This window comes from Sphingobium sp., from assembly GCF_032153725.1.
Classification (GTDB): Bacteria; Pseudomonadota; Alphaproteobacteria; order Sphingomonadales; family Sphingomonadaceae; genus Sphingobium.
In genome coordinates, this window is sequence record NZ_JALDYQ010000066.1 from 1 (window position 1) to 21,294 (window position 21,294).

Annotated in this window: 17 protein-coding genes and 1 tRNA gene; 7 read left to right on the forward strand and 11 right to left on the reverse strand. The window is 64.7% G+C overall.

Annotation, left to right across the window (positions count from 1 at the left end; genetic code table 11):
• Positions 1–146: 146 nt before the first annotated feature.
• The 3 genes from RUH75_RS18255 to RUH75_RS18265 all read left to right on the forward strand — a co-directional run bounded on the left by RUH75_RS18255 (position 147) and on the right by RUH75_RS18265 (position 7,218).
• On the forward strand, positions 147–2,183 hold the full coding sequence (locus RUH75_RS18255; protein WP_313808589.1) for a BamA/TamA family outer membrane protein: 2,037 nt from the start codon (positions 147–149) through the stop codon (positions 2,181–2,183).
• Positions 2,183–6,355 carry a translocation/assembly module TamB domain-containing protein gene (locus RUH75_RS18260; RefSeq protein WP_313808590.1) on the forward strand — a complete coding sequence of 1,391 codons (4,173 nt, stop codon included), beginning with the start codon at positions 2,183–2,185 and terminating at the stop codon, positions 6,353–6,355. The genes RUH75_RS18255 and RUH75_RS18260 overlap by 1 nt, the downstream gene beginning before the upstream one ends.
• A 209-nt stretch (positions 6,356–6,564) precedes the next feature.
• Entirely contained in the window at positions 6,565–7,218 is a 654-nt protein-coding gene (locus RUH75_RS18265; protein WP_313808591.1) for a porin family protein, read from the forward strand.
• 239 nt (positions 7,219–7,457) lie between these two features.
• On the opposite strand, the gene pyrF is transcribed toward RUH75_RS18265, so the two are convergent.
• From pyrF to RUH75_RS18300, 7 genes are read right to left on the reverse strand one after another with little or no spacing between them, the layout of a single operon-like run.
• Complete coding sequence (pyrF, locus tag RUH75_RS18270) at positions 7,458–8,132, reverse strand: orotidine-5'-phosphate decarboxylase (RefSeq protein ID WP_313808592.1); 675 nt, start codon at positions 8,130–8,132, stop codon at positions 7,458–7,460.
• Positions 8,129–8,464: a LapA family protein gene (locus RUH75_RS18275; protein ID WP_313808593.1), complete on the reverse strand. Its 336-nt coding sequence runs from the start codon at positions 8,462–8,464 to the stop codon at positions 8,129–8,131. Before RUH75_RS18275 ends, pyrF begins: the two co-directional genes overlap by 4 nt.
• Positions 8,465–8,495: 31 nt before the next feature.
• A complete protein-coding gene (locus RUH75_RS18280; RefSeq protein ID WP_313808609.1) occupies positions 8,496–9,386 on the reverse strand; it encodes an aldose 1-epimerase in 891 nt (296 codons plus the stop codon).
• Complete coding sequence (locus tag RUH75_RS18285; protein ID WP_313808594.1) at positions 9,383–10,795, reverse strand: sugar porter family MFS transporter; 1,413 nt, start codon at positions 10,793–10,795, stop codon at positions 9,383–9,385. Before RUH75_RS18285 ends, RUH75_RS18280 begins: the two co-directional genes overlap by 4 nt.
• A gap of 22 nt (positions 10,796–10,817) precedes the next feature.
• A complete protein-coding gene (locus RUH75_RS18290) occupies positions 10,818–11,726 on the reverse strand; it encodes an SMP-30/gluconolactonase/LRE family protein (RefSeq protein WP_313808595.1) in 909 nt (302 codons plus the stop codon).
• A complete protein-coding gene (locus RUH75_RS18295; protein ID WP_313808596.1) occupies positions 11,695–12,453 on the reverse strand; it encodes an SDR family oxidoreductase in 759 nt (252 codons plus the stop codon). Before RUH75_RS18295 ends, RUH75_RS18290 begins: the two co-directional genes overlap by 32 nt.
• Entirely contained in the window at positions 12,450–13,595 is a 1,146-nt protein-coding gene (locus RUH75_RS18300) for a fumarylacetoacetate hydrolase family protein (RefSeq protein ID WP_313808597.1), read from the reverse strand. Before RUH75_RS18300 ends, RUH75_RS18295 begins: the two co-directional genes overlap by 4 nt.
• Before the next feature lie 137 nt (positions 13,596–13,732).
• Between RUH75_RS18300 and RUH75_RS18305 the strand changes: the two genes are divergently transcribed.
• The 3 genes from RUH75_RS18305 (at position 13,733) to RUH75_RS18315 (ending at position 17,394) form a co-directional block, all read left to right on the forward strand.
• Positions 13,733–14,623, forward strand: coding sequence for a Ku protein (locus RUH75_RS18305; protein ID WP_313808598.1), 891 nt, complete (start codon positions 13,733–13,735; stop codon positions 14,621–14,623).
• 3 nt (positions 14,624–14,626) lie between these two features.
• A complete protein-coding gene (ligD, locus tag RUH75_RS18310; protein ID WP_313808599.1) occupies positions 14,627–17,125 on the forward strand; it encodes a DNA ligase D in 2,499 nt (832 codons plus the stop codon).
• Positions 17,126–17,205: 80 nt separating this feature from the next.
• Complete coding sequence (locus RUH75_RS18315) at positions 17,206–17,394, forward strand: hypothetical protein (protein WP_313808600.1); 189 nt, start codon at positions 17,206–17,208, stop codon at positions 17,392–17,394.
• Positions 17,395–17,546: 152 nt separating this feature from the next.
• Here RUH75_RS18315 and RUH75_RS18320 read toward each other — a convergent pair whose 3' ends face one another.
• A complete protein-coding gene (locus RUH75_RS18320; protein ID WP_313808601.1) occupies positions 17,547–17,906 on the reverse strand; it encodes an EF-hand domain-containing protein in 360 nt (119 codons plus the stop codon).
• 261 nt (positions 17,907–18,167) lie between these two features.
• Between RUH75_RS18320 and purB the strand changes: the two genes are divergently transcribed.
• Complete coding sequence (gene purB / locus RUH75_RS18325; RefSeq protein WP_313808602.1) at positions 18,168–19,481, forward strand: adenylosuccinate lyase; 1,314 nt, start codon at positions 18,168–18,170, stop codon at positions 19,479–19,481.
• Positions 19,482–19,627: 146 nt separating this feature from the next.
• Here purB and RUH75_RS18330 read toward each other — a convergent pair whose 3' ends face one another.
• The 3 genes from RUH75_RS18330 to RUH75_RS18340 all read right to left on the reverse strand — a co-directional run bounded on the left by RUH75_RS18330 (position 19,628) and on the right by RUH75_RS18340 (position 21,252).
• On the reverse strand, positions 19,628–20,689 hold the full coding sequence (locus tag RUH75_RS18330; protein WP_313808603.1) for a LacI family DNA-binding transcriptional regulator: 1,062 nt from the start codon (positions 20,687–20,689) through the stop codon (positions 19,628–19,630).
• Between the two features lie 88 nt (positions 20,690–20,777).
• A tRNA-Pro gene (locus RUH75_RS18335) sits at positions 20,778–20,854 on the reverse strand.
• A gap of 104 nt (positions 20,855–20,958) precedes the next feature.
• A complete protein-coding gene (locus RUH75_RS18340) occupies positions 20,959–21,252 on the reverse strand; it encodes a JAB domain-containing protein (RefSeq protein ID WP_313808604.1) in 294 nt (97 codons plus the stop codon).
• Positions 21,253–21,294 lie beyond the last annotated feature (42 nt).

The following is a 21,294-nucleotide window of genomic DNA, read 5'->3' on the forward strand; positions in this document are numbered from 1 at the left end:
GGACCCCGGGTCAAGCCCGGGGTGACGAAAAGGAGACGGTCCGCCTTCCACCCATCTCCGCCACACAAACCGAATCCTGGCCCAGCCTGACCCGGCGTGATCTTCGGGGCTGGCCATTGGCCCGATGTTTGGGCTAGATCAACCACATGAACACCGGTTTGCGGACCTGCCGCCGCATTTCAGGCCTTCCGCAAGCTGCCCGACTTTTCCTCGCGCCGCTGCTGCTGCTCGCGCCCGTCGCCTATGCGCAGACGGCGCCGCAGCCTGATGTCCAGCCCGATCCCGGCCTGGCTCCGATGCCCGACATGGGCGTCGACTGGCCCGACATGGGCCAGCCCGACAGCGTCAGCCCGATGGTCGAGCTGCCGCCCGATACCGCAGACACGCCGCAACAGGTCATCGCGCCCGAAATGTCCGAAGAACCGGGAGAGGAGGCCGCCACCTTCGCAGATACGGGCGAGGAGCGGCGCTACACCATTACCCTGAGCGGCGTGGAAGAGATTGCCGACACCCAGTTCACCACCCGCTTCAACGAATTGTCCGCATTGCATCTGGGAGAGGGGAAGCCCGCCAACCTCGCCCAGATCAACCGCCGCATCAAGGAAGACAGCGACCTGCTCGACCGGCTGCTGCGCGCCAAGGGCTATTATGCCGCCCGAATCCGCGCCGCCGTCGCCGCGCCGCCGCCGGGCAGCGACAGGCTTGCGGTCACCTTCCGCATCGCACCGGGCGCTCGCTATCTGTTGTCCTCGGTCGACGTGACGGGCCTGGAAACCACCGGAGAGCGCGAAGCGAAATTACGCGCGGCGTTCCCGCCCGGACCCGGCGATCCGGTCGATGCCGACGCCATCCTCGCAGGCGAGCTGTCGCTCCGGGTCGCGCTGGCCGAAAACGGCTTCCCCTTCGGTCAGGTCGAGGAACCGGAAGTCCGCATCGACCATGAAGAGCGCAAGGGCGACCTAGACATCGTCGTCAATCCCGGCGCCTATCGCACTTTCGGCAGGATCGTCATGGCGGATGAAACCCTGTTCAGCGCCCGCCATGTCCAGCGCATCGCCCGCTTCCATCCCGGCGACACCTATATGGCATCGGACGTGGAGGATTTGCGGCAGGCGCTGATCGCCACCGGCATCGTCTCCTCCCTCACCATGACCCCCAGGGACGCGGGCGATGGCGAACATGTCGACCTGGCCATCGACGCCAGGCCCGCGCCGTTGCGCACCATTGCGGGCGAACTGGGCTATGGCACGGGCGAAGGCTATCGCGCGGAAATCAGCTGGACGCACCGCAACTTCTTCCCGCCCGAAGGCGCAGTCACCCTGCGCGGCGTGCTCGGCACGCAGGAGCAGACGGCGTCCTTCACCTATCGCCGCAACAATTTCCGCCGCCGCGACAATGTGCTGACCGGGCTGGTGTCCGTCAGCAATATCAAGCGCGACGCCTATGATGCGCGCACGCTCACCTTCTCGGGGTCGCTGGAGCGCCAGACCAACATATTGTTCCAGAAGAAATGGGTCTGGCGCATCGGCGGCGAACTGATCGCCTCGGACGAGGCGGATGCGTTCAGCAATGGTAACCGCCGTACCTTCTTCATCGCCGCCATTCCCTTGAGCCTCACCTATGACGGCAGCGACGACCTGCTGAACCCGACCAGGGGCTTTCGCCTCGGCGGGCGTTTCAGCCCCGAACTCTCCTTCCAGAACAGCACCTTCGCCTATGCCCGGGTGCAAGTGGACGGCAGCGTCTATCAACCGATGAGCGACCGCATCGTCCTTGCCGCGCGTGCCCGCTTCGGCACCATATTGGGCTCGACGGTCGATCGCATCGCGCCCTCCCGGCGCTTCTATGCAGGCGGCGGCGCGTCGGTGCGCGGCTATGGCTATCAGGCGATCGGCCCGCGCTACGGCCCGGACGATGATCCGGTCGGCGGCAAGAGCCTGGCGGAATTCTCACTGGAATCGCGCATTCGCTTCGGCAATTTCGGCATCGTGCCCTTCATCGACGCCGGCAATATCTCGACCACCTTCCTGCCGCGCTTCCGCGACCTGCGCGTCGGCGCGGGGATGGGCGTACGCTATTACAGCAGCTTCGGCCCGATCCGCATCGACGTGGGCACGCCGGTCAACCCGCAAAAGGGCGATCCGAAGGTCGCCGTCTATGTCTCGCTGGGACAGGCCTTCTGATGGGGGAGGAGCAGCCCGCGCCCCCGCCCCGCCGCCGTGCCTGGGATGGCCGCTGGCAACGCTGGCTCGCGGCTGTTCTCGCCACGCTGCTGCTGATCATCGGAGTAACCTTGGCCTGGCTCGACACCACGCCCGGCCATCGCTTCCTCGCCTCCCGCATCGCCCGGATCAGTCCGCCCTCAGGCCTGCGCATCCATGTCGACCGGATCGACGGCAGCATCTATCGCAAGGCCATCCTCCATGGCCTCACCCTCTCCGATCCCAAGGGGGCCTTCCTCGACGCGCCAAGGGTGGAACTGGACTGGTGGCCTTTCGCCTGGCTCTCCAACCGGCTCGACATCGACCGTCTCGTCATAGCCGAAGCGACCCTGCACAAGCTCCCCAGGCTCAACCCCAGCGAACGGCAAGGGCCGATCCTCCCCGGCTTCGACATTCGCCTGATGCAGTTTTCGGTCGGCCGCCTGACCATTGACCGGCGCATCACCGGCAAGGTGCAGGCAGCCACCATTTCCGGCGACGCGGACATTCGCGGCGGCCGCGCGATCATCGACCTGTCGGCCCGCGTGCTGAACGGACAGGATTCGCTCAACATCGCGCTCGACAGCCGCCCGGATGACGACAGGTTCGACCTTGACGTCACCGTCAACGCGCCCAGGGGCGGCGTCCTTGCCGTCATGGCAGGCCTGAAACAGGACGCGAACCTGCGCATTCATGGCAATGGCAGCTGGACCCGCTGGGACGGCCGCCTGGCGGGCACGCTCGACAGCAATCCCGCGATCGACCTCAAACTCGCCGCCCGCAGCGGCGCCTATACCGCCACCGGCACGATCGAGGGTTCCGCCATAGCCGGGCAGGGGCTGTTCCAGCGCCTGTCCGCGCCGCGTCTCGCCATTCAGGCGAGCGGTTCGATGACGGACCGGGTCATCGACGGCAAGCTCTCGCTCCGCTCCACCGCGGTCGATCTCAGCGCGGACGGCGCCATCGACCTGCGCAACAATGCGCTCGACAATCTGCTGGTGGATGTGAAGCTTGCCCGCCCGCAGGCCATGCTCAAGTCGATGACGGGCCGCGACATCGCCGCCCGCATCCGCCTCGACGGCCCGCTGGGGGCCTTCGGCTATGAATATCTGCTGACCGCAAGCGAACTCGCCTTCGGCAAGACCGTGATCCACGACGTCCGCGCCGACGGCAAGGGGCGCAAGGCGAGGGGCGGTCCCGCGCTGATCCCGGTCCATCTGCGTGCGCGCCGCCTCGACGGGCATGGGCCGCTGGTCGAAGGCATCATCCGCAATTTCGTCCTCGACGGCGTGTTGCAGCTCAGGAACCAGCAGATCGTCAGCAACCCGATGACGGTCCGCTCCGACAAGCTGCGCGGCAAGCTCATCTTCCTCGCCGACCTTAAGTCCGGCCGCTACGATATCGGCCTTGACGGCCAGATCAGCGGCCTTGCCATTCGCGGCCTCGGCATAGTCGATTTGACCTCCAGACTACGGGCCATCCCCGGCCCCAGGGGTGCCTTCACGCTCAGCGGCAATGCGATGGCGCGGATGCGGCGGCTCGACAACAGCTTCCTGCGCTCGCTCGGCGGCGGCCTGCCGGTGGCACGAAGCAGCCTGATGCTGGGACCCGATGGCCAGCTGCAATTCACCAACCTTCATCTCGAAGCGCCACTCCTGACCCTCGCGGCCAAGGGCTATCGCCGCCGCGACGGCACTTTCCATTTCGAAGGGAGCGGCCAGCATAAAAGCTACGGCCCCCTGCGCCTGACGCTGGAGGGCAAGATCGACCGCCCGACGGTGGACATCGTCCTGCAAAGCCCGCTGAAGGCGCTCGGCGTCACCGACATGCATGCCCATCTGGTTCCCGACGCGACGGGCTACAGCTTCACGGCGGAGGGCGGCTCGACGCTTGGCCCCTTCACCGGCAATGGCGCGATCCTGCTGCCGCCCGGCGGCCAGGCGATCGTCCGCATCGCCCGCGTCGAGGCGTCGGGCGTCAGCGCCAGCGGCGACCTGCGCCCGGTCACCGGGGGCCTCGACGGCACGCTCAATGTCGCCGGCCCCGTCACCGGCGCCATCGCCTTCGCTCCGCTGGGCGGCGTCCAGCAACTGATCCTCAAGCTCGACGCCACCGACGCCAGCTTTGAGGGCCCCACCGCCATCACCGTCCGCCGCGGCAAGCTGGACGCGACGATCCTGCTCAACCCCTCAGGCACGTCGATCAACGCCACGGCGCAGGCGCGCGGCCTGCGCGTCGGCGCGATCTCCATCGGCCGCCTCGCCGCCAACGCGCAACTGGTCGACGGCAGCGGCAAGGTGACGGCCAGCCTCTCCGGCCAGCGCGGCCGCCTGTTCGACCTCGCCGGCGAAGCGCAGGTCGAGCCCGCCCGCATCCACCTCCTGGCCAGCGGCACGATCGACAAGCGCCCGATCAGGCTGACCCGCGCGGCAACCTTCACCCGTACGCAGGATGGCTGGCGCCTCGACCCCGCATCGATCAGTTTCGCCGGCGGTTCGCTCCAGCTCGGCGGCGAACTCAGCGGCCGGACCACCAGCATCGAAGCGCGCCTGCAAAAACTGCCGCTCTCGCTGCTGGATATCGGCTATGATAATCTCGGCCTCGGCGGCACCGCGACCGGATCGCTCAGCTATGTCCACACGCGCGGCGGCATGCCTACCGGCAGGGCGGAGCTGCGCGTGCGCGGCCTCTCGCGCTCCGGCCTGTCGCTGAGTTCCCGCCCGGTCGATGCAGGCGTCAACGCGGTCCTCACCCAGGATCGGCTCGCCACCCGCATGATCTTCGTCGCGGACGGCCAGACCATCGGCCGCGCCCAGGCGCTGCTGACGCCGCTCGGCACCGAAGGCGATCTCGTCGAGCGCCTCAACCGCGCCCCGCTCTTCGCGCAGCTCCGCTACAATGGCACCGCCGACACCCTCTGGCGCCTGACGGGCGTGGAGATCGTCGACATATCCGGCCCGGTCGGCGTCACCGCCGATGCGCGCGGCACGCTGGGCGACCCGCTCATCACCGGCTCGCTCGCCACCGACAATGCCGCGATCAACAGCCCGGTCACCGGCATGCGCCTGCACGGCGTCAAGGCGCGCGGCCGCTTCTCCGGCGCGCAGCTGGTCATGACGAATTTCAACGCCACCGCGCAAAATGGCGGCGCCGTGACCGGCACCGGCAGCTTCACCTTCAATGGAATCGCGGGCGTCGGCATGGACCTGCGCCTCCAGGCCGAAAACGCCGCCCTGCTGGAGCGCGACGACATAGCCGCCACCGTCACCGGCCCGATCACGCTCAGTTCCACGGGCAAGGGCGGCACCATCGGCGGCGACCTCATCCTCAACAAAAGCCGCTTCACCATGGGTCGCGCCGCCGCCGTGGCGCAAATCCCCGAACTCAGGGTGATAGAGATCAACCGGCGCGGCGATGAGATCGAGCGGCCCCGCACGGTCACCCCCTGGGCGCTGGCGATCAAGGCCCGCGCCCGCAACCGCCTGACCGTCACCGGCCTTGGCATCGACAGCGAATGGCGCGCCGATCTCACCATCGGCGGCACCGTCGCCAACCCGGCCATTTCCGGTACCGCCGATCTGGTCCGGGGCACCTATGACTTCGCCGGCCGCCGCTTCGACCTCAAGGAAGGCAAGATCCAGTTCGACGGCCGCACGCCGGTCAATCCGATGCTCGACATCGATGCGGAGGCGAATGTGAGCGACCTTTCCGCCACCATCCATGTCGGCGGCACCGGCCTCAAGCCCGCCATCTCCTTCACCAGCATTCCCGCGCTGCCGCAGGACGAGTTGCTCTCCCGCATCCTGTTCGGCACATCCATCACTAATCTTTCCGCGCCCGAAGCGCTCCAGCTCGCCTCGGCGGTCGGCTCGCTACAGGGGCAGGGTGGCCTCGACCCGATCAATGCCGTGCGCAGGGCGGCGGGCCTCGACCGGCTGCGCATCATCGCCGCCGACCCGACGCAGGGGCAGGGGACCTCGATCGCGGCGGGCAAATATCTGACTCGCAAGACCTATGTGGAGCTGATCACCGACGGTCAGGGCTATTCCGCCACCCGCATCGAATATCAGGTCACGCGCTGGCTCTCGCTGCTCGGCGCCATCTCGACCCTTGGCCGCGAAAGTGCCAATATCCGCGTCTCGAAGGATTATTGAGGCGTGACCAAATCCCGTATCGATGGACGCCGCGCCTGATCGGCTCGTCGTCCGGCGCGCTCGTCTTCGGGCCGAGCGGAGTCGATTTCGTGACATTAATACAACATAATCAGGTGTTTATCTGAGGTTCATGCAACCTGACGGCTATCCCGCGACTTCATCGTCTTCCCTCCTGGCAGGGGAAGTGAAGACGAATGGAGTATCCGAAAATGCGCAAGATCATGATCGCAACCCTTCTGGCCGGTGGCGCGGTCGCAAGCCCCGCTCTGGCGCAGGATGCCGCCCCCACCTTCACCGGTCCTCGTGTCGAGGCGATCCTCGGCTATGACCACACCGGCGCGGGCAGCAGCGTCGACAATGACAATGATCGCGACGATCAGTCGATCGATGGCCTGCTCTACGGCGTCGGCGCGGGTTATGACGTGAATCTGGGCAGCGCGGTGGTCGGCGTGGAAGGCGAGTTCACCGATTCCACCGCCAAAAGCAGCCGCCACGACTTCACCGACCAATTCGGCTTCGGCCGGGTCAAGCAGGGCCGCGACCTCTATATCGGCGCGCGGGCCGGCATTCTCGCCAGCCCCAATATGCTGGTCTATGTGAAGGGCGGCTATACCAATACCAAGCTCGACGTACTGGCGGGCGACACCAATCAGGAAACCGACACCAATTTCAAGCTGGATGGCTGGCGCATCGGCGCGGGCGTTGAACGCGCCATCAACGCCAATACCTTCGCCAAGGTCGAATATCGCTATTCCAAATATGAGGACGCGCATATCGACTTCGCCAACGGCACGACCAGCGACGAATTCGGCATCGATACCGACCGCCATCAGATCGTCGCGAGTCTGGGCTGGCGTTTCTGACGAAAGAAGGGGCCGGGTCGATCCCGGCCTCTTCGCCTCCCGGCATGTTGCGCGGTGCTGTCAGCCTTTTTGCCCGGCGCGCATTTCTTCATGCCGGACAATGATGGAGATTATGCTGTCCTACAGGACCGCTTTGCCGCTACGGGCGGGACGGCTCTTTGAAATGTGGAAAAAGCAAAAAAGGGCGCTTTCCCGTACTCTTGCCGTGTCACCTATGTCACCCGGATATTCGATCGGCTCTATAGCGTGGCCTCAATCTCCCGAGCCGCCATATCCGGTTTCTCCGCCAGGCTGATCGGCCGCCCGACGACCAGGATCGAAGCCCCCCGATCCAGCGCCTCGCGCGGCGTCACTGCCCGTTTCTGGTCGCCCATGGCGCCACCGGCGGGGCGCACGCCCGGCACCACGAAGAAGCCGTCGGGCCATGTCTTCTTGGCCAACGCGACTTCCTCTCCGGAACAGACGATCCCGTCCAGCCCTGCGCTGCGCGCCAGATCGGCCAGCCGCGCAACCTGATCCTCCGCCTTTCCGCCGACGCCGATATCCAGCAGGTCGCCATTGTCCAGACTGGTCAGCACGGTCACGGCCACCACCTTGGTATTGACGCCCGCTGCTGCCTTCGTATCCTCCAGCATCGCCCGGCCACCGGCGGCATGAACCGTCAGGATCGCCGGTTCCAGCACATGCAGCGCCTGCACCGCCTTGGCCACCGTATTGGGAATGTCGTGCAGCTTGAGGTCAAGGAAGATCGGCAGGCCGAATTTCATCATCTCGTGCACGCCATGATGCCCATGGGCGCAGAAAAATTCGAGCCCCAGCTTCAACCCGCCCACATGATGGCGCACCTGTTGCGCAAGATCCTGTGCCCTGCGCAGATCGGGCGTATCGATGGCGACGTAGATCGGGCTGGTCATGCTGGTCCTGTAGGGGAGAGAGAAGGAGCCGCCGTTGCCGGATTATCCGCGGCGGAATTGGAATGATGGGATGTGGCAGGCGCGGCGGTCGCCGCGACCAGGGCCCGCTCGGTGCTTTCCAGCTTGCGTTTCATGCGCCAGCGCGTGGCCCGCGCCATGATCCAGAAAGGCAGCGCCCCCAGCAGGAACGCGCCGATCAACAGAACCGGCAGCTTGGTTTCCATGACGAGATCGCCCCACAGGCGGACGGTCACGGGCACGTAATTCGCCATGCAAAAAAAGGCGAGGGCGACGGCGATGACGACCCAGAAGGCAGTCCGCAGAAATTGCATCAACGCTCCTATAGCTGCTGAACGATGCAGCTTAGGCGATTTTGCCGCGCTCCGAAAGCGCTTCATCGGATTTGCCGATGGCGATGCGTAGGAAAAGCGCCTTTTCTTCACCCGGATCGAGTGCGTCCATGCCTCCCGCGCGGTTGATGGCGTCGGGCATGTGACTCACCGGCTCCAGACAGAAATCGCGCGAACGGGGCGGGCGATAGACATGCAGCCAGGGCGCTCCGCCGGCGGCAAGGGCGATCCGCGTTCCATCCCCCCGCACGATCGTCGCCGCGCCGTCCCAGCCGCCATAGACATTGTCGATCAGGTTGTCGCCCATGACCGCCCCGCCCGCAAGCCAGTCGCCAAGGGCGTTCGCCGGGGCTTCGCTTTCAGGCAGCATGCCGGGCGTCGAAAGCCACAGGCGATCCGCTCCGAATTGCAGCCGCGTATCTTCATCAGCCTGAAAATAGGGGTGAAAACCCAACCCGGCTGGCATGGCTTCAGCACTGATATTGCGCAGGGTCAGCCGCATTTCGATGGCATTGTTCGTCACCGCGAACCGCTGCTCCGCCTCATAAGCCCAGGGCCAGCCTTCCCCGCCATCATGGCGCTGAACCAGCCGCGCGCCATCCCGCGTCGCCGCTTCGACGGTCCAGGGCGTGGTCCATCCCAGCCCATGGATGCTATGCGGGTGATCCCCAAAATTGAGCGGCAGCCGAATGCCGCGCCCGGCGAAATGGAAACGCCCATGCGCGATCCGGTTGGCATAGGGCACCAGCGGAAAGCTCGCCATCTGTAACGGATCGCTGCTGCCCACCGGCGCGGAACGAAGGATTTCCCTGCCTGCGAACCGCAGCGCCGTCAGCGATCCCCCGACCGCCGGAGCGAGCGCGGCTTCCACCGCGCCCGCCTTCAGGGTGATGATGCGGCTCAGCCAACCATGTCCTCAAGCTCGCGTCCCTTCGTCTCATGCACCAGCGCGCGGACGAAGAAAAAGGAGATGGCGGCAAAGAAGGCATAGCCGGTATAGGTGATCGCCAGTCCCGGTGACACCGCCAGCGCGGGGAAGCTGACCGAAATCGCCGCATTGGCGATCCACTGGGCAAAGCCCGATACGGCCAGGCCCGATCCGCGGATCTGGTTCGGGAACATCTCGCCCAACATGACCCACATGATCGGGCCCCAGCTCATGTTGAAGAAGATCACGTAGAGATTGGCCGCGATCAGCGCGGCAAGGCCATTATTGCCGGGCAGCGTCACGGCGCCATCGGCCCCGGCGATAGCGGTGGAAAAGGCGTAGGCCACCGTCGCCAGCGTCACCGCCATGCCCGCCGATCCGATCAGCAGCAGCGGCTTGCGCCCGATCCGGTCGACCAACGCGATGGTGGCAAGGCATGCGCCGATCGAAAGGGCGCCGGACAATATGTTGATCTGAAGGGCATTATCTTCGGAAAAGCCGACGGCTTCCCACAAGGTCGCGCCATAATAGAAGACGACGTTGATCCCCACGAGCTGCTGGAACACCGCAAGGCCGATGCCGGTCCAGACGATCGGGCGGATTTTTCCGCTTGTCCGGTCGATCAGGTCGCTGAGCTTCGGGCGATGATGATCGGCGGCCAGGCTGTCGCGGATGTCCACGACCTTGCGAGCGGCTGCCTCCGCCCCGAACAGCCGCGTCAGCACGACAAAAGCGCGCTCTTCCTGCCCACGCGCCACCAGATAGCGGGGGCTTTCGGGAATGAAGAGCAGCGCGACGAAGTAGATTGCCGCCGGAATGCCCTGCAACCAGAACATCCAGCGCCAGGCGGGGAAGCCCAGCCACAGTTCTGCCGTCGATCCGCCCGCATAACGCGCCAGCACGAAATTGGCGACGAACGCACCGGTCAGGCCGGAAATGATCATCACCTGCTGCACGCTGGAAAGGCGGCCGCGCACCGCCGCCGGCGTCACTTCGGAAATATAGACGGGCGAGATGACGCTGGCCGCGCCGACGCCCAGGCCGCCGATGATCCGCGCGATGATGAACACCGCCGAAGATCCCGCGGCGCCGGCTAGCAGCGCGCTGCCCAGAAACAGCACCGCCGCCAGCATCATCACGCCGCGCCGTCCGATCAGGTCGGCCATGCGTCCGGCGAGGAAGGCACCGATGGAGGAACCCACCAGAATCGCGCCGACATTGACGCCGATGCCCAGCTTGCCGAGATCGAAGGCGGCTTCCAGCCCCTTTTGCGTACCGTTGATGACGCCGCTGTCATAGCCGAACATGAACCCGCCGATGGTCGCCACGGCGACGATCGCGGCGATGAAGGTCATGTTGACCCTCTCGGCACTCCCTTCGGACATTCCAGATCCTCCAACCTTATATTCAAATGGCCGCGACATATGGTGTTTGCCCGCATACGCCCGGGTCGAACGCGAAAAGATCACCGGCCAAGGGCTGCTCGACAAGTTGCTGCTTCGTCAAGCCCTTGCGCGCGGTCGTGGCGTAGGCGACCGACAGGTCCGGGCCGCCAAAGGCGATCTTGGTGACATTGGCGACGGGGAAGCGAACCTGCGTCATCAACCGGCCCGCCGGATCATAGCGCCGCACCGCCCAGCCGCCGAACAATCCGGTCCACAGGCAGCCTTCCGCATCCACCGTCGGGCCGTCGGGATAGCCGGCGCCATCCTCGATCTCCGCGAACAGGGCCGTATCGTGGAGTGCTCCATCGGCGCCGATGCATGTCCGCCAGATCTGCCTGCCCAGCGTATCGGTGTGATAGAGCAGCGATCCGTCCGGCGAGACGGCAGGCCCGTTGGTGATCGACACCGCCGGCAAGCCGCTTTCGACCAACTGGCCGCGATGCAACCGGTAGAAATATCCGCTATCCGCTTCCTCGCCGTCGTCCATCGACCCGAACCAGAGCCTGCCCGCCGGATCGACCGTGGCGTCGTTCAGCCGGTTGCCGGGGCGATCCGCTTCCGGCGCATGCAGCAGGGCAAAGCTGCCGGAGGCGGGATCGAACCGATGCACCCCGGTTTGCAATCCCACGGTGAATGGCCCGTCATCGCTGGGCACTATCCATCCCGGCTGAGCCGGCGCATCCCAACTTCGCGCCACGCCCAGTTGGGGATCGAAGCGATGGATGCGCTTTTCCTTGATGTCGACGAACCAGAGCGCTGCGTCCCGCGCGACCCAGACCGGGCCTTCGCCCAGGGTGGCGCCGACGTTCAGGACAGGATGCGGCTGCGTGTCCAAGGCTTCACCGCCAGCCTGCGTCGACGAAATAATCATGGCCCGTGCACATGCGCGCATCGTCCGACGCCAAGAACATCGCGAGCGCCGCGACATCGGCAGGCACGATCCGCCCGTCCAGGCATTGCGCCGCCACGATCTCCGCCTCGCCCTCGGGCGTGTACCATTTCAATTGGCGCGGGGTCCTCACATTGCCGGGGATGATGGTGTTCACGCGGATATTGTCGCGTCCCAGGTCCCGGGCCAGACTGCGCGTCAGCCCCTCGATCGCGGCCTTGGCGGTCTGATACAGCACCAGGTCGGGGAGGGCGAGATGCCAGCTGATCGATCCGAAATTCAGGATGACGCCACCGCCCGCCCGCTTCATCGCCGGAACCGCCGCCTGCGCCGCGAAGAAGAGGTGGCGCAGGTTCACCGCCATGCGCTCATCCCAATAAGCGGGGGTAACTTCGTCCACGCCGTGGCGGTCGTCATTGGCGGCGTTATTGATCAATATGTCGATCCCGCCCAACTGCTCTTCCACCTTTGCGATCATCGCCTGCACGGCTTCGATGTCGCGCAGGTCGCAAAGATGAAAGATTGGCCTGAATGCCGCATCGCCGGATCGATCCACCACCGCCAGACTTTCGGCTTCGGCAATGTCGCAAAAGGCGACATGGGCCCCCTGCGCGGCAAAGGCTTCGACCAGCCCTTCGCCGATTCCGCTGCCGCCGCCGCTGATGAAGACGCGCTTGTCCCTCAGGCTCGGATAAACGGCGCGATTCATGCGTTCACTTTCCCTTGGGCAGCCGGAAGCAGGCCGCGTCCGGCAAGATTGATTATCAGCGCAGTCAGGCCGAAATGCCACGGCGCGGCGTCCTTCGACGTCACGACCCGGTTGATCAGCCTGCCCAGGCGCGGGGTCGAAATGACGACGCGATCGCCGGCCTTGTGGGTGAAGCCGTGGCCCGGCTCATCCCGGTCCTGCACCGGCGCGAACAGTGTGCCCAGCATCAGGGCGAAGCCGTCGGGATAATGATGCTCGCTCAACGTCTGCCGCACCAGTTCCAGCGGATCGCGGCTGATCTGATTCATGCTGCTGACGCCCTCCAGCCGATAGCCTTCCGGCCCGTCGATGGTCAGCTCCACCTCGGCATTGCGCACGTCGTCGATGGTGAAATTCCCGTCGAACATCCGGATCAGCGGACCCAGCGCGCAGGAAGCGTTATTGTCCTTCGCCTTGCCCAGCAGCAGCGCCGAACGCCCTTCGAAATCGCGCAGATTGACGTCGTTGCCCAGCGTCGCGCCGACAGCCTTGCCCGCGGCATCGACGATCAGGACGATTTCCGGTTCGGGATTGTTCCACGTCGAATCCGACCGGATGCCGATTTCCGCGCCGGCGCCCACGGTCGAAAGCACGGGGGCTTTGGTGAAGACTTCCGCGTCCGGGCCGATCGCGACCTCCAGATATTGCGACCAGACGCCGTCTTCAATCAACGCCTGCTTGAGCGCGGCGGCCTGCTCCGATCCCGGCACCACCGCGCGGATGGAGCCGCCGACCCGCCCCTCCAGACGCGTGCGAAGCTCCGCTGCCGCGCTGGCATCACCGCGTGCCCGTTCCTCGATCACGCGTTCGATGGCGGACAGGGCGAAGGTGACGCCGCAGGCCTTCACGCATTGCAGATCGATGGGGCTAAGTAGGGGTAGGTCCAGCGCCTCCAGCGCGCCCAGCGCCACGCCCTTGTCCGCCGCGACAGGCCAGATGTCCACCAATTGGGCCACGGTTGGCGCTGCTCGGCTCATATCATAGGCCACGCCGTCCTGCACCAATATGGGGCTGGGACCCTCAGCCGTTTCGACACGACCCAGAAAGAGGCCCGACCGCCAATCGGCAGGCAGGCTATCGAGCAAGGTGGGGGCGCCCGGCATCATCGACTCCTAAAGTTTACCGTTATTGATAGCGCTACCACCACGACTGGACGGTGAAGTCAAGCCCTCCGCGATCGCGAACGCGGAACCGGTGCATCGCCCGAGCATTTCTTCTGCGCTGAAGGAGGCAGACGCTCATGGCCGCGCGCGCATATTGGCAGGGCCAGATTCGCCTGGCGCTGGTATCCATACCGGTAGAGATTTACGCCGCCACCAAATCCGGTGCGCAGATTGCCTTCCATCAGATCCATCAGCCCAGCGGCAAACGCGTCCGCTATGAAAAGACCGTTCCTGGCCTCGGCCCGGTCAGGCCGGAGGATATTGTGAAGGGCTTCGAGGTGTCGAAAGGCGATTATGTCCTTTTGCAGCCCGAAGAGATTGAAGCGGTAAAGCTGGAGAGCAAGAAGACGCTGGAACTCACCCAGTTCGTCGATGCCGGCGAGATCGACGTCCTCTATTATGAACGCCCCTATTATGTCGTCCCCGCCGACGATCTGGCCGAAGAGGCCTTCATCGTGCTGCGCGACGCGCTTCGGCGCACGAAGAAGGTGGGTCTGGGCCAGCTCGCCATGCGCGGCCGCGAATATATCGTGTCATTGAAGCCCTGCGGTCGCGGCATGGTGCTGGAAACGCTGCGTTATGCCGATGAGGTGAACCGCGCTCAAAGCTATTTTCGCGAGATAGAGGACGCGAAGCCGGATGCCGAATTGCTCGACCTTGCCGAAACCCTGATCGAAAAGAAGACCGCGCCGTTCAAGCCGGACAGCTTTCATGACCGCTATGTCGATGCGCTTCAGCGGCTGATCGAAAAGAAAAAGAAGTCGAAAGGCCGCCGCATCATCGAGGAGGAGGAAGAAACCCCCGCCCGGCGCGGCAGCAATGTGATCGACCTGATGGCGGCGCTCAAGAAATCAGTGGATAGCGGTGCTGCCCGCCCTGCCACCAAAAAGGCGCCTGCCAAGACCGCCACCAGGAAAACTCCCTCTTCGAAAACGCCCGCCAAGTCTGCCACCCGAAAAAGGGCCTGACCCATGGCTGGGGTCGATCCGCTCAGTAACTATAACCGCAAGCGCGACTTCACCCGCACGAAGGAACCGGCGGGCAGGCCCGGCCGCCGCAAGGGCAATGGCTTCATCGTCCAGAAGCATGACGCAACGCGTCTGCACTATGATTTTCGCCTGGAAATGGATGGCGTGCTCAAGAGCTGGGCGGTGACGCGTGGTCCCAGCATCAATCCCGACGACAAGCGTCTGGCAGTCCGGACGGAGGATCATCCGCTGTCTTATGCGACATTTGAAGGCACCATTCCCAAGGGCGAATATGGCGGGGGCACGGTGATGCTCTGGGACGAGGGAACCTGGGAGCCGGTGCCAGGCAAGAGCGCGCGCGACCTGGAAAAAGGGCATCTCCATTTCATCCTGCATGGACAGAGGATGAGGGGTGAATGGTTGTTGATCCGGCTGAGGCCACGCGGAAGGGAAAAGGGCGAAAACTGGCTGCTGCGCAAGATCGAGGACGCTTATGCCGGCAGCGCCGAGGACCTGACCGCCCGCGAATTGACCAGCATCAGGAGCGGCCGGACCATGGGCGAAATCGCCGCCGGAGCCTCGGCCATTTCGTTGAAGGGCAAGAAGGGAAAGGCTTTCGACGCGGCGATGAAGCAGGCGGATCAGGCGACGCCGGCCAACGCGCCCGCCCAACTGTCTGCCAGAAGGGTCCGCAAGCCACCGGCTTTCCAGCCGCCGCAGTTGGCGACGCTGGTGGATGCCGTTCCCACCGGCAATGGCTGGATGCATGAGATCAAATATGACGGCTATCGCTGCCTGCTCTCGGTGTCGGGGGCAATGGTCAAGGTCTTCACGCGCACGGGCCTCGATTGGACGGAGCGTTTCGCGGACCTAGCCGGGGAAGTCGCCGGCATGGCCCTTCCCGCCGCGCTGATCGACGGCGAGATTGTCGCGCTCGACAGCGGCGGGAACCCGAATTTCTCGGCCCTTCAGCGGGTTTTGAAGGGAGAGGGCAGGGGCGCCCTTCACCTTTTCGCCTTCGACCTGCTCCATCTCGACGGGCAGGACCTGACGTCGCTGCCCAATATCAGCCGCAAGGAAAAACTGGCCGCTTTGCTGGATGAGGGCACGGCCCATGTCCATGTCGGCGATCATGTCGTCGGGGCCGGGGAAAAGCTGTTCCGGGCCATGTGCGAGGCAGAGCAGGAGGGGATCATCTCCAAGCGGGCCGAGGCCCCCTATCGCGGCGCCCGCACGAAGAACTGGCTGAAGATCAAATGCACGCGGCGGCAGGAGTTCGTCATCATCGGCTGGACGCCAAGCAGCGCCAGTGGCCGCGCCATTCGCAACCTTCTGCTCGGCCAGCGCGAGGGAGAAGAACTGGTTTATGCGGGCAAGGTCGGCACCGGCTTCAATGCCGCCAACAGCGAAGGGTTGATCGCTGCCTTGCGCAAGAGAGCACGCAAGACCGCCGCGGCGGCGGTGCCGCGCAGCGAAAGCCGGCGCGCGCAGTGGGTTCGCGCCGATCTGGTCGCCGAGATCGCCTTCGCAGAGTTCACCGCCGACAATATCCTGCGCCACGCGAGTTTTCTTGGCCTGCGCGAAGACAAGGCGGCCAGCGACGTTCACCGTGAGAAAACCATGCCGACACCCCAAGCGCGAAGCGATGTCACGATCAGCAATCCTGACCGTCTGATCTTCCCGGAAGCAAGGATCACCAAGGGCCAGCTCGCCGATTATTATGGCGCCATGGGCGCCGTGATGCTGCCCTGGATCGCCAACCGCCCGATCAGCCTGGTCCGCTGTCCGCAGGGGAGGGCGAAGAAATGTTTTTTCCAGAAACATGACAGCGGCAGCTTCGGTGATCATGTGAAGCATGTGCCGATCCGCGAGAAGAACGGGAGCGAGGAAGACTATATCTATATCGACGATATGGATGGGCTGATCGCTTGCGTGCAGATGGGCGCTATCGAATTTCACGGCTGGGGTTCCAGCGTTGCGGATGTGGAGCGGCCGGATCGACTGATCTTCGATCTCGATCCCGACGAAGGCCTGGATTTCGGGGATGTCAAGAAGGGCGCGCGCGATATTCGCCGGGCGCTGGAGGATCTGGGTCTGGTCAGCTTCGCGATGCTCTCTGGCGGTAAGGGCATTCATGTGGTCGTGCCCCTGACGCCGGAGGCGGAATGGCCGCAGGTCAAGGATTTCGCCGACCGTTTCGCCCGCGCGCTGTCCGCTTCGGAGCCAGATCGCTTCACGGCGAACATGAGCAAGGCCAAGCGCAAGGGACGCATCTTCATCGACTGGCTGCGCAACCAGCGTGGCGCGACCGCCGTGTTGCCCTATGTGGTGCGCGCTCGGGAACTGGCGCCTGTTGCAGCACCGGTCAGTTGGGATGAACTGGACGATATGAACGGCGCAGGGCATTTTATGGTGAAGCATGCTGCTCTGCTGCTCGATCGAGCGTCTTCGCGCGATCTTCGCGGCTGGGGCGAAGCGCGTCAGTCCCTGCCCGCGCATTGAGGGGAGGAAGGGAGGGAACGAACATTTTCGCCGCATGCGCCTTTCCTGCGCCCGGGCTTTGTTGCATATCGGGAATCACCATGACGAAGCCGACCGAAGAAGCGCCCGCAAGCAGCGCCGCAACCCCAGTTTCCACCGCCGAAAAGACCGACATGGCCACTGCCGCGCGCAAATCGGCGGGCAAGGCCGTTTGGATGGGCACTGCCGTCGGAATCGGCTCGGCGGCGATCGTCGCGGCGCTGCTCTACACGAACAGGAAGCGCGGCTGACCACCGGCCCGGCGCAAAAAAAGAGGCGACATGGCTTCGCTCCATGCCGCCTCATGTGCGACCCGTTTTGGGCTCCAATCCCCGCCTCGTGACGGGAAATCCGTGCAAAAACATTCCTGCGCTTCGACAGGCTCGGCGCAGGCCGTTGCGTTCTATCCCGCGCCGCCGCTGAGATAGCTGATCAGTTCAGGCTTGCTGATGGCCGCGCTTTTGTCCGCATCCGCCGTGACGAAGGCGCCATCGGCCCATGCCGTCACTTCCGCAGGTGGCAGGGCCTTGCCCGTGGCTTTCATTTCCTGATCCTTGAGCGTCACCATCCAGCGCGAAAATTCGGCCTTGTCGAGTTGACCGTCGTGATTCTGGTCATAGGCCGGAAATTCGGTTTCCACGATCGACGCAATCGCATCGCCCGATGTCGCGGGCTGAACGGCATTGCCCTGGGGGGGGGCCTGCTGCGCCAGCGCAGGGGTGGCAAAGAGGAAGGCCGTCGTCAGGACAATGGCGCGGATCATCGCAATCTCCAGGAGCAGACCATCGGTCCGGTTTCACCCTGCCACAATAGCCAAACAAAACATGGCGTTCCTGAATTTTTATTCGTCCTGCTCCATTCATCACCTGATTCGGCTCGGTTCACCGCCTGATGCTGCGATTAATGCGACGAAGCACGGAAAAGGCGGCTTTCCGAGTCACCGTCGATCGTCCGATTTGCCCCGCAAAGGCGGTGCTGCTAGGCGGCGCAGCGACTTTCAACTCATTCACGCAGGATTCGCCCGATGGTCCCCCGCTACGCACGCCCGCAAATGACCGCCCTCTGGGAGCCGGAAGCCCGTTTCAGGATCTGGTTCGAGATCGAGGCGCATGCGACCGAAAAGCTGGGCGAGCTGGGCGTGGTGCCGCCGTCGGCGGCCAAGGCGCTGTGGGACTGGTGGGCGACCAACCCCGCCATAGACGTGCCCGCCATCGACGCGATCGAGGCCGTCACCAAGCATGATGTCATCGCTTTCCTGACCTGGGTGGCCGAGCAGGTGGGCGACGAAGCCCGCTTCATGCATCAGGGCATGACGTCCAGCGACGTGCTGGACACCTGCCTGGCGGTTCAGCTGAGCCGCGCCGCCGATATCCTGATCGAGGATATCGACAAGCTGCTGGAGGTCATCAAGCGCCGCGCCTTCGAACATAAGCTGACCCCGACCATCGGCCGCAGCCACGGCATCCATGCGGAACCTGTGACCTTCGGCCTCAAGATGGCGGAGGCCTATGCCGAATTTTCGCGCTGCCGTGCTCGTCTGGTCGCGGCGCGCGAGGAAGTCGCGACCTGCGCCATTTCCGGCGCGGTCGGCACCTTCGCCAATATCGACCCGCGCGTGGAGGAGCATGTCGCGGAGAAGCTGGGCCTGGCCATCGAGCCGGTATCGACCCAGGTCATTCCGCGCGATCGCCATGCGATGTTCTTCGCGACGCTGGGCGTGATCGCTTCTTCCATCGAGCGGCTGGCCGTTGAGGTCCGCCATTTGCAGCGCACCGAGGTTCTGGAGGCGGAGGAATATTTCTCGCCCGGCCAGAAGGGCAGTTCCGCCATGCCGCACAAGCGTAATCCGGTGCTGACCGAGAACCTCACCGGTCTTGCCCGCATGGTCCGCGCCTATGCCTTGCCGGCGATGGAGAATGTGGCATTGTGGCATGAGCGCGACATCAGCCATTCGTCCGTCGAGCGCTATATCGGGCCCGACGCGACCATCACGCTCGACTTCGCGCTGGGCCGTCTGACCGGCGTGATCGACAAGCTGCTCGTCTACCCTGAGCGGATGATGAAGAATCTCGACAAGATGGGCGGCCTGGTCCACTCGCAGCGGGTGCTGCTGGCGTTGACGCAGGCGGGCGTGAGCCGCGAGGACAGCTATCGTTACGTCCAGCGCAACGCGATGAAGGTTTGGGAGTCCGACGGGCAGCTGTCGCTGATGGAGCTGCTGAAGGCCGATCCGGATGTCGCCGCCGCGCTGACCGCCGAGCAGATCGAGGAGAAGTTCAACCTCGATTATCATTTCCGTCAGGTCGACACCATCTTCCGCCGGGTGTTCGGCGAATAGGTTCTGGGTGACATAGGTGACACGACAAAAGGGCGCGGGAACGCGCCCTTTTTTGCAGGCTGTCCAGAACATCGTGCGCAAAACCGGTTCCCACTTTTGTGCACGATGCTCTAGCTGCCACGGTCCCCTGTAGGACAGGAAAATCGTTAGTGCGGGACGGCGTCCGACTGGCGGCGGATCAGTTCGAAGTCGAGCAGCAGATGGGCGGGCCTGTCATCCACCTTGCCTTTCCGTCCCTTGGTCTGTCTGACCAGCAATTCGACGGCGGCGCGCGACATGGCGCGGATCGGCTGGCGGATGGTCGTCAACTCCGGCCAGATGGTGGTGGCGAGCGAGGTGTCGTCGAAGCCGCAGACGGTGAGGTCGCCCGGCACGTCCAGTCCGCTGCGATGGGCGATGGCGACGGTTGCCGCCGCCATGTCGTCATTGCTGGCGAAGATCGCGCTGGGCCGCCGAGGCAGCGACAGGATGCGTTCCGCCGCGTCCAGTCCGGAACGATAGGTGAAATAGCCCTGTTCGACCAGCGCGTCGTCCGGCGTGATGCCGGCCTCCGCCAGGGCATCGCAATAGCCCTCGAAACGACGCTGGCTGGCGCTCTGATTGGGATGGCCCTTGATGAAGCCGATGCGCCGGTGGCCAAGCCCGATCAGATGGCGCATCATGGCCAGCGTCGCGGCATGGTCGTCAATGCTGACCGTGGACATGTCCGCCGGCGCGGCGCCGGTCGCGACCGCCACGGCGACGATATTCGCGGCGGCGAGCGCGTCCTTGATCGGTTGATGATCGCATAGCGGCGGGGGAAGGATGACGCCGTCGATCCGGCCGCGCACCAGATGGTCGACCACGGTGTCGACGGCGGTTTCCTCATCCCATTTCTCGACCACCAGGTCGACGCCGCTGCGGCTGGCCTGATCCAGGCTGCCGACCAGAAATTCGCTGAGATAGGAGGCGGACGGGTTGCTGTAGAGCAGGCCGATCCGCGTCTCGTCTCCGCCGGCCAGGCTGCGCGCGGCGGCACTGGGCGAATAGTTGAGGGCGGCGATCGCCTGTTCCACCTTTTCGCGCGTCGCGGCACGGACGATCTGTTCGCCATTGATGACGCGCGACACGGTCATGGGCGAGACGCCCGCATATTTGGCGACATCGTTGATGGTGGGGGCGTTGCGTTGCCGTCTTGAGCTTCGGCTTTCCAGGGTTTTCGGCTTCATGAAGGCGATGGTAGCGGGACCATCGCGATATGCCAGGCAAATATCCCGCGGCTGGCGTTCAAACTGCGCGAATGTGCCGAAAAATATGTGGTCGGGGAGAGAGGATTCGAACCTCCGGCCCCTGCCTCCCGAAGACAGTGCTCTACCAGGCTGAGCTACTCCCCGACCGATGGCGGGTCCGTTTCTAAGCGGTCCCGCCGGGCAGGCCGCAGCCTATAGAGGCGGCTTTTCCGGCTGGCAAGCGGGGGATGAGGATTTTTTTGGAAGGCTCATAAAAGGCCCGCTTCGCGGAAGCTGAAACGGCCTTCGCGGCTGTGGATGACATGATCCGCAAGGGCGATCTCGATCGGGCGGAGCCGCTTCGACAGGGACCGGGTCAGGCGGATGTCGGTCCAGCGGGGCAGGGGGCTGTGCGCGCGCCGCTGTTCGATGGCGAGCCAATGGCTATCCCATTGCAGCAGCGCGTCGACGGTTCGGCGCCAGTCTGGGTCCGCGCGCAGTCGATGGAGTGGACGCCATTCATCGTCGAGAACGAGCAGTTGCAAAGAGGCCAGGTCGCGCATGGATGGCAGGATGCTGTTGCGACGGCCCCGCGAAAGGGGGAG

Excerpts from the sequence above, each read along its gene's own strand:
- RUH75_RS18265 (WP_313808591.1), top strand. The coding sequence starts at position 6,565 with ATGCGCAAGATCATGATCGCAACCCTTCTGGCCGGTGGCGCGGTCGCA.
- ligD (WP_313808599.1), top strand. The coding sequence starts at position 14,627 with ATGGCTGGGGTCGATCCGCTCAGTAACTATAACCGCAAGCGCGACTTC.
- RUH75_RS18330 (WP_313808603.1), bottom strand. The coding sequence starts at position 20,689 with ATGAAGCCGAAAACCCTGGAAAGCCGAAGCTCAAGACGGCAACGCAAC.
- RUH75_RS18260 (WP_313808590.1), top strand. The coding sequence starts at position 2,183 with ATGGGGGAGGAGCAGCCCGCGCCCCCGCCCCGCCGCCGTGCCTGGGAT.
- RUH75_RS18290 (WP_313808595.1), bottom strand. The coding sequence starts at position 11,726 with ATGATTATTTCGTCGACGCAGGCTGGCGGTGAAGCCTTGGACACGCAG.
- RUH75_RS18340 (WP_313808604.1), bottom strand. The coding sequence starts at position 21,252 with ATGCGCGACCTGGCCTCTTTGCAACTGCTCGTTCTCGACGATGAATGG.
- RUH75_RS18305 (WP_313808598.1), top strand. The coding sequence starts at position 13,733 with ATGGCCGCGCGCGCATATTGGCAGGGCCAGATTCGCCTGGCGCTGGTA.
- RUH75_RS18275 (WP_313808593.1), bottom strand. The coding sequence starts at position 8,464 with ATGCAATTTCTGCGGACTGCCTTCTGGGTCGTCATCGCCGTCGCCCTC.
- RUH75_RS18285 (WP_313808594.1), bottom strand. The coding sequence starts at position 10,795 with ATGTCCGAAGGGAGTGCCGAGAGGGTCAACATGACCTTCATCGCCGCG.
- purB (WP_313808602.1), top strand. The coding sequence starts at position 18,168 with ATGGTCCCCCGCTACGCACGCCCGCAAATGACCGCCCTCTGGGAGCCG.
- RUH75_RS18315 (WP_313808600.1), top strand. The coding sequence starts at position 17,206 with ATGACGAAGCCGACCGAAGAAGCGCCCGCAAGCAGCGCCGCAACCCCA.
- RUH75_RS18300 (WP_313808597.1), bottom strand. The coding sequence starts at position 13,595 with ATGCCGGGCGCCCCCACCTTGCTCGATAGCCTGCCTGCCGATTGGCGG.
- RUH75_RS18320 (WP_313808601.1), bottom strand. The coding sequence starts at position 17,906 with ATGATCCGCGCCATTGTCCTGACGACGGCCTTCCTCTTTGCCACCCCT.
- RUH75_RS18295 (WP_313808596.1), bottom strand. The coding sequence starts at position 12,453 with ATGAATCGCGCCGTTTATCCGAGCCTGAGGGACAAGCGCGTCTTCATC.
- pyrF (WP_313808592.1), bottom strand. The coding sequence starts at position 8,132 with ATGACCAGCCCGATCTACGTCGCCATCGATACGCCCGATCTGCGCAGG.
- RUH75_RS18255 (WP_313808589.1), top strand. The coding sequence starts at position 147 with ATGAACACCGGTTTGCGGACCTGCCGCCGCATTTCAGGCCTTCCGCAA.